The following is a 13,125-nucleotide window of genomic DNA, read 5'->3' on the forward strand; positions in this document are numbered from 1 at the left end:
TTTCCATGGTGGACAGGAACGACATCGAGGCGGCCGCCGCGCTGGTCGCCGGGCGGGTCCGGGAAACCCCGGTCATCGCTGTCGACGGGGCAGACCTGGGTGTGGCCGGTCAGCTCAGCCTCAAGCTGGAACTGCACCAGCACACCGGGTCGTTCAAGCCGCGTGGCGCGTTCAACCGGATGCTCCAGGGGCCGCTGCCGCCGGCCGGGGTGATCGCCGCCTCGGGCGGAAACCACGGTCTCGCTGTCGCGTACGCGGCCCGGTCGCTTGGCGTACCGGCTGAGGTTTTCGTGCCGGTGACGTCCTCGCCGGTGAAGGTGCAGCGGCTCGCCGGGCTGGGTGCCCAGGTGCGGCAGGTGGGTCAGCACTACGCGGAGGCGTTGGCGGCGAGCACCCAACGGGCGGAGGAAACCGGCGCGCTCGTCGTGCACGCGTACGACCAGCCGGAGGTGGTGGCCGGTCAGGGCACCGTCGGGCGGGAGCTGGAACGGCAGGTGGACGGCGTCGACACCGTGTTGGTGGCGGTCGGCGGTGGTGGGTTGGTGTCCGGCATCGCCAGTTGGTTCGACGGGTCGGTACGTGTCGTCGCCGTCGAGCCCGAGCAGATCCCCACGCTGCACTCCGCTCTCAAGGCGGGCGGGCCGGTCGACATCGCTGTGGGCGGCGTCGCCACCGACTCTTTGGGTGCCCGACGGATCGGTGAGATCGCCTTCGACACCGCCCGCCGTACCGGAGTGGTTTCGGTGCTGGTCCGCGACGAGGATCTGGTGCGGGCGCGTCGGCTGCTCTGGTCGGAGCTGCGGGTCGCCACCGAGTTCGGTGGTGCTGCCGCGTTGGCCGCGCTGGTCGGCGGGGCGTACGTGCCGCAGGCGGGGGAGCGGGTGGCGGTGATCGTCTGCGGCGGCAACACCGATCCGAGTGACCTGGGACCGGCCGCGCCGCACTGAGCTGGCCCGGCGGGGAGCAACCCCCGCCGGACCAGCGGCGGGTGGGTCAGAGGGGATAGGTGCGGGCGACCGCAAGCATGTCGGACCTGTGCGACCCGACGATGCCGACGTCCGGCGGTCGGGGGCGGAAGCCGGGCAGCGCGTCCAGGCCGTCGCTGGCGTCCATGGCCCGCACCACTACCGGCCCGTCCTTCGGGCTCACTGTCAGGGTGACCTCGAAGCCCTCCGGCGGCAGGGCGTGGAAGACCAGCCCGAAGCCCCACTTCCCCTTCCGGGGCTCCATCGGCACCGGTCGGCCGGCGACCTCGGCGCGCAGCACCGTGGCGGTCGACGTGTCGACGTGCAGGGTGGCCAGCCGGGCCGGCCGCTGCGGGGTGAGCCGCAGCCGCATGGTGCGCTCGGTGCCGGAGGTGCTGTCGGCAAGCACGTCCACCTTCGGCGCCGGCAGGTTCGTCACTGGTGCCGGCCCGGTTCGCAGCTTGGCCTTGCCCAGCCCGGGGAAGTCGTCCTCGACGCTTGTGAACCCGCCCACGTAGCCGTCGGTCCACGGCTGCGGATCGGGCTCGCGGCTGAGCCAGCGGGCTTGGCCGGTGCCGGCGTCCAGGGCGTACATCAGGTGGGTTGGCGCGGGGTGGTCGGCGTCCAACCGGTCCACGACGAGCCCGACCCCGGCGAGCACCACCGCCGCCAGGGCGGCGGCCATGGCCGGCAGGACGGCGAGCCGTCGGGCGCGCAGGGCCACCAGCCCCCGCTGGCCGCCGGCCTGCGGGTGCAGCAGGTCGACCACCGGTAGGGCGGTCAGACCGAGCAGTACCGCGACAAGCGCGGCAACTCCGCCCTTCGCCATGCCCAGCGCGGGAAAGAGCAGCGTCACCGTGGGCAGCAGGATGATCACGCCGACCGCTGCGGCGACGGTCGTCGCGACCACCGGCCACAGCCCGGTCTGCCGGGTCCGCAGCGCGACGAGCCCGGCGATGCCACCGGCCAGGGCCGGCAGTGTGGTGAGGTACGCCCCACCGGGCACCGCGACGGCGAGCAGCACCCCGAACACTGCCAGCCAGGCCAGCCCGCCGAAGGCGAGCGCGGCCGGGCCGACCCGGCGGCGGGTCAGCGCGTACCAGGTGAACAGGATCGCGGCGGCGAGCGCCAGCACTGCCATTCGGTACCAGATCGGCCGGTACGGGTCGAGCAGTTGGGCGTACCCCGGTCGGATGGCCCTGATCGCCAGCCAGAGCAGCTGCGCGGCGGCCGGCGCGGCCACGATCGGCACGAGGGCGAGCCCGAAGCCGGCGGCCAGGCGGCCGGTGCTGGCCCGGCCCTGGCGGCGGGTCAGCCAGCCCAGCGCGGCCACCGCGAGCACCGCGAGCAGGGCCAGCGGCAGGGTGAGCCAGCCGGGATAGCGGACCAGCCCGCCGGGGACCGGGAAGTAGGTCGCGTCGTCGCCCGCACGCAGGGCGGTCAGGTCGGTGCTGCCGAATTCCCGGGCGAGGCCCAGCGCGTTGTCCCCGTGCTGCTGGAGGCTGCCCTGGTTCACCGCCGCAGGCGTGTCCAGCGGCGTGTGGTAGACCGCGCCGCCGTCGATGTACGCCGAGTTCAACCCGACGAACTTCTGGTCGAGGAAGGCGGTGAAGTCGGTGTCGTTGGGCAGCGCTCGATAGATCTCCACTGCGAACGAGGTGCCGACCGGGTGCGGGGCGGCCCGGCTGAAGACGTCCACGAGCTTCGCGTTGTCCTGCGACGTCTCGAACATGATCACCGGGCCGGTGGACCCGCGCGCCTCCAGGTTGAGCACCACCCCGCCGTCGGCGGCCAGCGGATGGCTGGCGGAGAACGCCACAGCGCCGCAGAGGCACGCCTCCTCGGCGTCGGTGAGCACGAAGACGATGTCGTTGCGCGGCCGCGGGCCGACGCTGAGGGCGCGGGCCACCTCCAGGACGGCAGCGGTGCCGGCGGCGGCGTCGTTGCCACCCGGCCCGGTCTGCACCGAGTCGTAGTGGGACACCAGGAACACCCGGCCCGTCGGGTCGGTGCCGGGCAGCCGGGCCACCACGTTGCGGACCCGGGCCAGGGCCGTCCCGCCCGCCGCCCCGCTGAGTTCACCTGCCTCCGGTGCCACGGTGTCCTGCACCTCGGTCTCCAGGCCCAGCCCGCGTAGCCGCTGCTCAAGGTGCGCGCGGACCTGGTCGTTGGCCGGGCTGCCGGCGGCGTGCGGCCGGGCAGCGATCACCTGCACGTCCTCGAACGCGCGGGCGGCGCTGAACTCGCCCGTCGGAGCGTCCGCAGGCCGTGGCGTCGGCGTGCGCAGGTCGAGCAGGCTGCTGGCGCCGACGGCGACCAGCGCGACGAGCGCCGCGGCGGCAGCCAGGAGCCGCCGGCGCGGTCGCGCCAACGCACGGTCGGCAGCGGGTACGCCGCGTTTCGGGCGGGTCGGTGTGTCGGCCGTGGCGGCTGTGGAAGGTGCGCCCACGGGAACTCCTTGGGGATGGTGGGACCTGAGGGGTGGCATCATCCTGCCTTCCGACTCCCCGGATGGCACGGCCGAACGTCCATCTATCTTCGGCCCGGCGGCGAGCAGTGACCCGGCCCATGCCCACCCGTGCCGCGCCCATCGTGTTGTGTGCGACCGTTGTCTAATACAGGATCAGCGGGGCACTCGGAAGGAGAGCGACATCACCAGCGAACTCCCGCGTCTCGCGGCGGTGACCCGGCCGCAGCGGGGAGCCGGCATTGCCGGTTCCCCAGTGGTGCCGTACCCCCACGGTGGCCTGGGGCGACACGCCAGCCTGCCGCCCGGTGAACGGTTGCGGGTGCTGCTGGTGGAGGACGACGAGGGCGACGCCTTCCTCGTCGGTGAGTTGCTCGCCGAGACGAACTCGATGATCGACCTGTTGGTCGCCACCAGCCTCAGCGAGGCGCGTCAGCGGATCACGAACGTCGACTGCGTCCTGCTCGACCTCGGCCTGCCCGACGCGCAGGGCCTGGACGGGCTGCGCCAGGTGCTGGAGATGTCCAGCGGCGCCGCGGTGTGCGTCCTGACCGGCCGTTCAGACGAACACCTGGGCATCGTGGCGGTCGCCGAGGGTGCACAGGACTACCTGGTCAAGGGCCAGGTGGACGGTGTCCTGCTGACCCGGGCGCTGCGCTACGCGGTGGAGCGCAAGCGCGCCGACGTGAACGCCCGCCGGCTGCGCGAGGTCGAGTTGCGCCAGGCCGAGTCGGCCCGGCTCGAACGTGGCCTGCTGCCCCAGCCCTTGATGACGACCGACCAGGTGGCGGTGCACACCTTCTACCGACCAGGCCGGCACGCCGCGCTGATCGGTGGAGATTTCTTCGACGTGGTGCAGACCCACCCGGACCGTCTCGACCTGATCGTCGGCGACGTCTGCGGGCACGGGGTCGACGAGGCCGCGCTCGGCGTGGAGCTGCGGGTGGCCTGGCGGGCACTGGTGCTCGCCAGGGTGCCGGACGACGAGGTGCTGCCCGCGCTGGAGCAGGTGCTGATGAGCGAGCGCCGCCTTCAGGAGATCTTCGCGACGGTGGCCGCCGTCCGCCTGGACCTGGATGCCAACCGGGCGACCGTTCGGCTCGCCGGGCATCCGCCACCGCTGCTGCTTTCCGGCGGGCGGGTCACTCCGGTGCCCGCGCCCGGCGGCCTGCTGCTGGGCGTACGACCCCGCCGGCCGATCGCCTACGACCTGGAGTTCGACACCGATGACTGGTCCCTGTTGATGTACACCGACGGCCTGATCGAGGGGCGGGTGGGCGCGAGCGACGATCGGCTCGACGTGCCGGGCCTGAGCGGGCTGCTCGACGAGCCGGCCAACCGTCAGGTGCCGCTGCCCGAGCTGCCGGCCTGGTTGGTGGGTCGGGCCGAGCAGATCAACGGCGGCCCGCTCGCTGACGACGTGGCCATGCTGCTGGTCAGCCGGGGCGGTGGCAGGTGAAGTCGATGGTTGGCGGCTGGAATCTGCGCCGCCGGGTCATGACCATGCTCGTCGTCGTGGGTCTGCTGCTGATCGGACTGGCCGGCGCGGAGGCGGCGGTGGCCGCCCGCAACCGCACGCAGATCGACGCGATCCTCAACAAGACCGCCCCGCTGCGGGTGCAGTCGCAGGAGTTGCTCAACGCGCTGCTCGACCAGGAGACGGCGGTCCGCGGGTACGCGGTCAGCGGTGACCCGGCCGACCTCGGCCCGTATCAGGTCGGGCTCGACCAGGAGCGGGACACCATCGCCTCGATGCAGATGCTGCTCCACGACTACCCGCAGATCGGCCAGGAGCTGCGGATAGTCGAGGAGCGTACCGAGCAGTGGCGGCGGTCGGTCGCCGAGCCGGTGATCACGGCAACCAAGGAGAGGGGCACCAGGGCCGGCCAGGAACTGGTCACCGACGGCGCTCGGCAGCAGTTCGACGAGTTGCGGGCTGCGGTCGGCGATCTCCAGGAGGAGATCCTGAGCGCCCGGGAGCAGTCCGCCGGCGACGTACGTCGCAGCAGCAACCTGCTGGTCGTGCTGTTGATCGTCGCCGCGTTGGTGGTGGTCGTGGCCGGCTCGGCCCTGCTGCTGTCCCTGGACCGGATGGTGATCCGGCCACTGATCGGGCTGGCCGCCCAGGTCCGTGAGGTCGCCGACGGTGACTACCAGCACCGCATCGCCACCACCGGCCCACCGGAGTTCGTCCGGCTCGGCGAGGACGTGGACGCGATGCGCCAGAAGATCGCCGCCGACCTGGCCGAGGTGCGGGAGGCCCGCGAGCGCATCGAGTGGGTCAACACCCAGCTCCAGAAGCAGGCCGAGGAGCTGACCCGGTCCAACCGGGACCTGGAGCAGTTCGCGTACGTCGCCTCGCACGATCTCCAGGAGCCGCTGCGCAAGGTGGCCAGCTTCTGCCAGTTGCTCCAACGCCGCTACTCGGGGCAGCTCGACGAGCGGGCCGACCAGTACATCGCCTTCGCGGTGGACGGCGCGCAGCGGATGCAGCGCCTGATCAACGACCTGCTCGCGTTCTCCCGGATCGGTCGGCTCACCACCGGTTTCGTCGACGTCGACCTGAACAAGGTGATGGGGGACGTGGCCGGGCAGACCGAGGCCGCCCGGCAGTACGCCGACGCGGAGTTGACCTGGACCGAGATGCCGGTGATCCGGGGCGAGGAGCCCTTGCTCACCAACCTGCTGGCGAACCTGGTCAGCAACTCGATCAAGTTCCGTCGTCCGGACGTGCCGCCGAAGGTGCACATCTCGTCCCGCCTGGTCGACGGCGAGTGGGAGATCACCTGTCAGGACAACGGCATCGGTATCGAGCCCGAATTCGCCGACAAGATCTTCGTCATCTTCCAGCGGCTGCACTCGAAGGACGCGTACCCGGGCACCGGCATCGGGTTGGCGATCGTCAAGAAGATCGTGGAATATCACGGCGGCCGGGTCTGGGTGGACACCGACGTGCCGGAGGGTACGGCGATCCGGTTCACCCTGCCGGTACGGCCCGAGGACCTGGAGGCGACCGTCGCCGCCGACCCGGCGGAGCAGCCGGAGCGGTCGGACCAGCCGGAGTCGATCGCTACTGACGAGACAAAAGCCGCAGACGAGTCGCCGGATGCCCTGCCGGAACAGTCCGCCGGGTCGGACCGGAAGGACGGGGCCGACGGGTCGCCGGAAGGCGGTAGAACGGGTGACATGAGGGAGACGGTGGGATGACCGCGCCGGCCGACGGCAAGAGCCCGATCGAGGTCCTGCTCGTGGAGGACGATCCGGGTGACGTGTTGATGACCCAGGAGGCGTTCGAGGAGCACAAGCTGCGCAATCGGCTGACAGTCGTCTCCGACGGCGCTGAGGCGCTCGCCTACCTGCGGCGGGAGGGTCAGTACGCGGACGTGGTGATGCCCGATCTGATCCTGCTCGACCTCAACCTGCCCCGCCGGGATGGTCGGGAGGTGCTCGAAGAGATCAAGAAGGACGATGAGCTTCGCCGCATCCCGGTGGTCGTGCTCACCACCTCGCAGGCCGACGAGGACATCCTGCGCAGCTACCAGCTGCACGCCAACGCCTACGTGACGAAGCCTGTCGACTTCGAGCGCTTCATCTCGGTGGTCCGCCAGATCGACGAGTTCTTCGTCAGCGTGGTCAAGTTGCCGCCTCGTGGCTGACACCCTGCTCGACGACGTCGGCGACCTGCTCCTGGAGGCCGCCGACCAGGTCGTGCTGCCGTTGTTCCGCAAGCTCGACGAGGCTGACGTGTCGGAGAAGGCACCAGGCGAGGTGGTGACCGTCGCCGACCGTCGCGCCGAAGAGCTGATCTCGGCAGGGCTGCGCCGGCTCCGGCCCGGCTCGGTGGTCGTCGGTGAGGAGGGCGTCGCCGACGACCCGGGGCTGTTGCGGCACCTGCGCGACAGCGGGGACGTCTGGCTGGTCGACCCGGTCGACGGCACCGCCAACTTCGCCGCAGGCCGCCGCCCGTTCGCGCTGATGGTGGCGCTGCTTACCGACGGCCGCCCGACCGCAGGCTGGATCCTCGACCCGCTGGCCGAGACGATTGCCGTCGGGCGGTCCGAGGACGGCACCCTGCTCAACGGTCGGCCGGTGGGCGCCGCCGCGACGGTGCCGCCGGTGGGCGACCTGCGGGGCGCGGCGATGACCCGGTTCCTGCCGCCGGAGGCCCGGGAGCGGGTCCGTGCCGGTGGCCGGCGGCTCGGCGAACTGCTGCCGGGCCAGCACTGCGCCGGCCGGGAATACCTGGACATCCTCACCGGCGAGCAGCAGTTCACCCTCTTCTGGCGCACCCTGCCCTGGGACCACGCCCCGGGCACCCTGCTGGTCCGCGCGGCCGGTGGTGTCGCCCGCCGGTTCGACGGCGTCGACTACCACCCCGCCGACGAGGGCCGCGGGCTGCTCGTCGCCGCCAACGAGCAGGTCTGGGCCGACGTGCACGACGCCCTGCTCAGCGCCTGACCGGCGTACGGCGACGACTGCGACACGCTGCGTCGACATCGAAGCGGCCGGGCGGTCACAGGGCTGGCCACCCGGGCGTGTTCCGGTATCGTGACCGGCGGTCTCCGCCAGCAGGCCGCCGACCGGCGCCGGCGGGGACGCCGCCGCGCGAGGTTCACCGGGGGCCGGCGGTCGACGGAAGGACGCTTTCGTGCCCAGGAACAGGCTCGCCCAGCGCGGTCGCCGCGTGCTGCTCCCGCTGCTCGCCGTGCTGCTGGTGCTCACCGGTACGGCCGTACCCGCGTACGCCGAGCCCAACGAGGGTGGCAGCAAGAAGCTCCAGGACGCGCTGGAGTCGACGGCCAAGGGCCACATTGAGGCCAAGGCCAAGTTGGACACCTCCAAGCGTCGGCAGACCGCGCTGGCCGGCGAGCTGAAGGCCGTCGAGGGGCGGCTCGTCGGGCTCACCGAGCAGGTCGGCGAGGTGGCCGCGCAGTCGTACCGCGTCGGTCGGATCACTCCGACGGCAATGCTGCTCAACACCGCCACCCCGCAGGCGTTCCTGCAACGCGCCGCCGACCTGGACCTGATGGCCCAGCGCGACAGCAAGCGGTTGCGTGATCTCGCCGAGGCTCAGCAGCAGGCACAGCAGGCCAAACTCGCTGTGGACGCCGAGGTCCGCGAGCAGCAGAAGCAGCTCGCCGTGATGGCGAAGAAGAAGAAGGAGGCCGAGGCGGCCCTCGCCGAGGTCAGCTCGGGTGGCAGCGGTGGCTTCAGCGGCGGCAGTTCCGCCTCGGCGAAGCCTGCGCCGCGCAACTCCGACGGGTCCTGGCCGTCGGAATCCTGCTCGGTGAAGGACCCGACGACCTCCGGCTGCATCACCCCGCGCACCCTCAACGCGCTCAAGCAGACCCAGGCGGCCGGCTACAAGCGGCACGTCTCCTGCAAGCGCGAGGGCGGCAGCGGCGAGCACCCGAAGGGTCGGGCCTGCGACTTCTCGGCCGCCACGAACGGCTTCGAGGACCGCAACGCGACAGGCGGCGACAAGGCGTACGGGGACAGCCTGGCCGCCTGGCACGTGCGCAACGCCGACCGGCTGGGCGTGCTCTACGTGATCTGGTATCGGCAGATCTGGCATCCCGGGACGGGGTGGCGGTCGTACAGCGGCAGCGGCAGCCCCGCCGCGAGCCACACGAACCATGTTCATCTCTCGATGTACTGACCCGGAACGCCAGCTTCGCTGCGTACCATCGCGACGATGAGCTCCCCACCGTCCGAAATCGCGACCCCGCCGGCCCCCGCGGCCCCGCCCGTGCCGGTCACCGGCCGGGCGTTGCCCAACGGCTTGGCCGCGTTCCTGGTCTTCTTCTCCAGCGGCGCCGTGCTGGTGCTGGAGACCGTCGCGTTGCGCCTTGTCGGCCCCTACGTCGGGGTGACCCTCCAGGTGACCAGCTCGGTCATCGGCATCGCCCTGGCCGCGATCGCGTACGGGGCGTGGTCCGGCGGCTGGTTGGCCGACCGACGCGACCCGCGGGGCCTGCTGGCGCCGGCGCTGGTGCTGGCCGGCATCGCCACCGCGATCACCCTGCCGGTGGTCCGGTACGCAGGTGAGGTGCTGCGTGGCGGCGCGGCCAGCGCCATCCTGCTGCTTGTGGCGCTCGCCGTGTTCGTGCCGGCGGCACTCCTGGCCGCTGTCACCCCGCTTGTGGTGAAACTCCAACTCGCCGACCTGCGCCGCACCGGCCAGGTGGTCGGCCGGCTGTCCGGCATCGGCACGCTCGGCGGCATCACCGCGACCCTGCTCACCGGCTTCGTGCTGGTCGCCGCACTGCGCAGCACTGTCATCCTGCTCGCACTGGCGGTGTCGCTCGGGCTTGTCGGCGTCGGCCTCGGCTGGTACCTGCGCCGCCAGGCGCCCACCGAACTGCCCGGTCCGGCCCGCACCCGGGCCGCGCTGGCCGTGCTCGGCCTGATCGGGGCGGGACTGAGCACCGTCGCGCCGAACCCGTGCGACATCGAGACGGCCTACCACTGTGCCGAGGTGACAGCGGACCCGGACCGGCCCAGCGGTCGGGTCCTGCTGCTCAACTCGGCCCAGCACTCGTACGTGGACCTGGCCGACCCGAAGCACCTTCAGTACGCGTACACCAAGTGGATCGGCGCGGTCGCCGACGTGGCCGCGCCGGCCGGGCAGCGGTTGGACGCGCTGCACCTGGGCGGCGGCGGATTCACGGTGCCGATGTACCTGGCCGCCACCCGACCGGGCACCGACAATGTCGTGTTCGAGATCGACGGCGGGCTCGTCGAGCTGGGCAAGCGGGAGTTGGGCGTACGCCCGGGGCCGGGCCTGCGGGCCGAGGTGGGCGACGCCCGGATGCTTGTCGTCGGCGAGCCGGCGGACAGCCGGGACCTGGTCGTCGGTGACGCGTTCGGGCATCTCGTGGTGCCCTGGCACCTGGCCACCCGGGAGATGGCCGCCGAGGTCCGCCGGGTGACCCGCCCCGGCGGCGTGTACGTGCAGAACGTCATCGACTATCCGCCGCTGCGGTTCATCCGTGCCGAACTGGCCACTGTCGCCGCCGAGTTTCCGCACGTCGCGTTGGTGGCCCCGCCGGAGGCGCTCGCCGAGGAGCGCGGCAGCAACTTCCTCATCGTCGCCTCGGAAGCGCCGCTGCCGCTAGCCGCCATCAGCGCCCGGTTGGAGCAGGTCGACCGCACCGTCAGCCTGATCTCCGGCGCGGAGCTGACGGAATTCGTCGGCGGGGCGCTGGTGTTGACTGACGACTACGCCCCGGTGGACCAACTGTTGGCGACCGCCTGATCGGGTGAAACTCGTGACCGATTCCGATCGGTCAGGTGTAGTCCGGTGGCGTACGGGCAACAACGGCCACCATGGGTGGTGAGGATCGGAACGGTGCACAACTCCTCGATGAGCGGTACCGGCTGGTCGAGCAGCTCGGTGCGGGCGGCATGTCGGTGGTCTGGCGTGGCTACGACGAGGTGCTCGGCCGCCAGGTCGCGGTAAAGGTGCTGGCCTCCCGGCTGGCCAGCGACCGGGCCTTCCGGCACCGGATCCGGATCGAGGCGCAGGCCGCCGCGCGGCTGTGTCACCCCAACATCACCAACGTGTACGACTACGGCGAGTCCCAGCAGGTCGGCCTGACAGTGCCGTACGTGGTGATGGAGCTTGTCGACGGCGGTTCACTTGCCGGCCGGCTCAGCCGCGAGGGGCGGTTGCCGTGGCGGGAGGCGGTGGCCATCGGTGCCGAGGTCAGCTCGGCGCTGGCCACCGCGCACAGCCGTGGCGTCGTGCACCGCGACGTCACCCCGGGCAACGTGATGCTCACCCCGACCGGGGTGAAGGTCGTCGACTTCGGCATCTCCGCGCTGGTGGGGGAGAGCGAGAAGGGCCCGGACGGCGCGCTGCTCGGCACACCCGCGTACCTCGCACCGGAGCGGCTGGACAACGGCCAGGTCTCCCCGGCCACCGACGTGTACGCAGTCGGGCTGCTGCTCTACCGGATGCTCACCGGCCGGCTGCCGTGGGAGGCGACCACCACCACGCAGATGCTGCGGGCGCACATGTACAGCGACCCGGATCCGATGCCGTCGGTGCCGGGGCTCCCCGACGAGGTGACCGACCTGGTGCGCCGCTGCCTCGCCAAGCGACCCGGTGACCGGCCGGCCACCGCCGAGTTGGCCCGTACCCTCGCCGAGGCGGCCGGAATGCCGGCGGCCGTGCCGGTCTCACCGGCCGGCCCCCTGGACCCGGCCGCGTTGGCAAGTGCGGGCACCACGATCCTGCCCTGGTCGGCGGCGACCGACGCGCTGCCGCTGTCACGTACCCGTAACCGGGCCCGGCGGGTGAGCCGGCGTCGGCAGGTGGAGGCCGGGGTAGCCGCGGTCGGGCTGATCGCTGTCACCGGGGCGATGTGGGGGTTCACCTCCCGCAGCCCGGCCAGCGGCGAGGAGCGCCCCACCGAGGCGCGGATGGGTCTGCCGCAGGTCGCGCCGTGCGAGGTGTCGTACGCCCTGCGCACGGATTCCGGCAAGGACTTCACAGCCGAATTGACAGTTACCAACACCGGCGACCGCGAGCTGCGCGACTGGACGATGAGGTTCACCTTCCCCGGTCAGCAGAAGGTGACGAAGGCGGAGCCGGCCCCGGTGCGGCAGGACGGCGGCGAGGTGCAGGTCCGGCCGGCAGCGCAGCGCACGAGCCTGGCGCCGGGCGCGGCCGAGAAGGTCACCCTGACCGGTTCGTACACCGGGTCGAACCCGCTGCCTGTGGAGTTCCGCCTCGGCGACGCGCCCTGCGGGGTACGCGTCTCCGGTGTGGCAGGCACGGCCCCGGCCATCGTCCCGCCGAGCAAGGCACCGGCGCCCAAGGCGACGACGAAGACCCCCGCCAAGACGACGAAGACCGCGCCCAAGGCACCTAAGAAGGCCGCGCCGAAGCCCGAGAAGCCCGGCAAGGGGAAGGGGCCGGGTGGTGGCCCGGGAAAAGCGGAAAAGTGACGAAGGGTGAGACGAAGGGGGAACGGAAGGGGCCGGGCGGCGGGAAGAAGTGAACAGCCTCAGCGGAGCCTCGCGAACCGGTGCACCTGCTCGATCCCACCCTCCACGACCAGGACCCCGTCCCGGGGCAGTGGCGTGTCGTCCGATGCGGACCGGAAGTGTTCCCCCGGCACCTTGACGCCTACGACCCGGACTCCGAGGCGATCGTTCGGGCGTAGGTCGAGCAGGGTCCGCCCGGCCAGGGACTCCGGCACCCGGACGGCGGCGATCGCGAAGTCGTCGTCGAGTTCGACGAAGTCGAGCAGCTGACTGACGATCAGGTGTGCCACCCGTTCGCCGGTCTCCGCCTCCGGAAAGATCACATGGTGCGCGCCCACCGACGACAGGATCTTCGCGTGCTTCTGTGAGGTGGCCCGCGCCCAGACCTGCGGCACCCCCAGCTCGACAAGCGCCAGCACGGTGAGCACGCTGGCCTCCATCGAGGCACCGATGGCCACCACGGCCCGTCCGAAGCCTGCGACGCCGAGTTGCCTCAGCGCCCCCTCCTCGGTCGCGTCGGCCTGGACCACCCGGTCGAGCTGCGCGGACCAGCGCTGCACCCGCTCCGGGCTCCGGTCGATGGCCAGCACCTCGTGGTCCATCCGGGTCAGCGACCCGGCCAGGTGGCATCCGAACCGACCCAGCCCGATCACCACGATGCCGCCGCTGTCCGCACGCCTAGCCGACACCTCGACCCTC

Annotated in this window: 10 protein-coding genes; 8 read left to right on the top strand and 2 right to left on the bottom strand. The window is 71.9% G+C overall.

What is annotated here, in order from left to right:
* Positions 1-5 precede the first annotated feature (5 nt).
* Positions 6-947 carry a threonine/serine dehydratase gene (locus tag ACPXB1_RS10535; protein ID WP_425735127.1) on the top strand — a complete coding sequence of 314 codons (942 nt, stop codon included), beginning with the start codon at positions 6-8 and terminating at the stop codon, positions 945-947.
* Positions 948-993: 46 nt separating this feature from the next.
* On the opposite strand, the gene ACPXB1_RS10540 is transcribed toward ACPXB1_RS10535, so the two are convergent.
* Positions 994-3,414 (bottom strand): M28 family peptidase, encoded by a 2,421-nt coding sequence (locus ACPXB1_RS10540; protein ID WP_425735128.1) that lies wholly within the window; start codon positions 3,412-3,414, stop codon positions 994-996.
* Positions 3,415-3,691: 277 nt separating this feature from the next.
* On the opposite strand from ACPXB1_RS10540, the gene ACPXB1_RS10545 reads away from it, so the two are divergent.
* The 7 genes from ACPXB1_RS10545 (at position 3,692) to ACPXB1_RS10575 (ending at position 12,387) form a co-directional block, all read left to right on the top strand.
* Positions 3,692-4,891, top strand: coding sequence for a PP2C family protein-serine/threonine phosphatase (locus tag ACPXB1_RS10545; RefSeq protein WP_231640003.1), 1,200 nt, complete (start codon positions 3,692-3,694; stop codon positions 4,889-4,891).
* A 5-nt stretch (positions 4,892-4,896) separates the two neighbouring features.
* Complete coding sequence (locus ACPXB1_RS10550; RefSeq protein ID WP_231640002.1) at positions 4,897-6,639, top strand: sensor histidine kinase; 1,743 nt, start codon at positions 4,897-4,899, stop codon at positions 6,637-6,639.
* A complete protein-coding gene (locus tag ACPXB1_RS10555; protein WP_053654102.1) occupies positions 6,636-7,088 on the top strand; it encodes a response regulator in 453 nt (150 codons plus the stop codon). The genes ACPXB1_RS10550 and ACPXB1_RS10555 overlap by 4 nt, the downstream gene beginning before the upstream one ends.
* Positions 7,081-7,890: an inositol monophosphatase family protein gene (locus ACPXB1_RS10560; RefSeq protein WP_306273383.1), complete on the top strand. Its 810-nt coding sequence runs from the start codon at positions 7,081-7,083 to the stop codon at positions 7,888-7,890. Before ACPXB1_RS10555 ends, ACPXB1_RS10560 begins: the two co-directional genes overlap by 8 nt.
* Before the next feature lie 226 nt (positions 7,891-8,116).
* Positions 8,117-9,091, top strand: coding sequence for a coiled-coil domain-containing protein (locus ACPXB1_RS10565; RefSeq protein ID WP_369814783.1), 975 nt, complete (start codon positions 8,117-8,119; stop codon positions 9,089-9,091).
* Positions 9,092-9,127: 36 nt separating this feature from the next.
* Entirely contained in the window at positions 9,128-10,690 is a 1,563-nt protein-coding gene (locus ACPXB1_RS10570) for a fused MFS/spermidine synthase (protein ID WP_053654095.1), read from the top strand.
* Positions 10,691-10,761: 71 nt separating this feature from the next.
* Positions 10,762-12,387, top strand: coding sequence for a serine/threonine-protein kinase (locus ACPXB1_RS10575; RefSeq protein WP_425735129.1), 1,626 nt, complete (start codon positions 10,762-10,764; stop codon positions 12,385-12,387).
* A 59-nt stretch (positions 12,388-12,446) separates the two neighbouring features.
* Here the strand turns inward: ACPXB1_RS10575 and ACPXB1_RS10580 are convergent, their stop codons facing one another.
* Positions 12,447-13,115, bottom strand: coding sequence for a potassium channel family protein (locus ACPXB1_RS10580; protein WP_355589542.1), 669 nt, complete (start codon positions 13,113-13,115; stop codon positions 12,447-12,449).
* Between the last annotated feature and the right edge of the window lie 10 nt (positions 13,116-13,125).

It is taken from the genome of Micromonospora sp. DT68, assembly GCF_049847245.1.
GTDB classification, from domain to species: domain Bacteria; phylum Actinomycetota; class Actinomycetes; order Mycobacteriales; family Micromonosporaceae; genus Micromonospora; species Micromonospora profundi.

Coding starts and splice junctions, on each gene's coding strand:
- ACPXB1_RS10535 (WP_425735127.1), top strand. CDS start 6: ATGGTGGACAGGAACGACATCGAGGCGGCCGCCGCGCTGGTCGCCGGG.
- ACPXB1_RS10550 (WP_231640002.1), top strand. CDS start 4,897: ATGGTTGGCGGCTGGAATCTGCGCCGCCGGGTCATGACCATGCTCGTC.
- ACPXB1_RS10555 (WP_053654102.1), top strand. CDS start 6,636: ATGACCGCGCCGGCCGACGGCAAGAGCCCGATCGAGGTCCTGCTCGTG.
- ACPXB1_RS10570 (WP_053654095.1), top strand. CDS start 9,128: ATGAGCTCCCCACCGTCCGAAATCGCGACCCCGCCGGCCCCCGCGGCC.
- ACPXB1_RS10575 (WP_425735129.1), top strand. CDS start 10,762: ATGGGTGGTGAGGATCGGAACGGTGCACAACTCCTCGATGAGCGGTAC.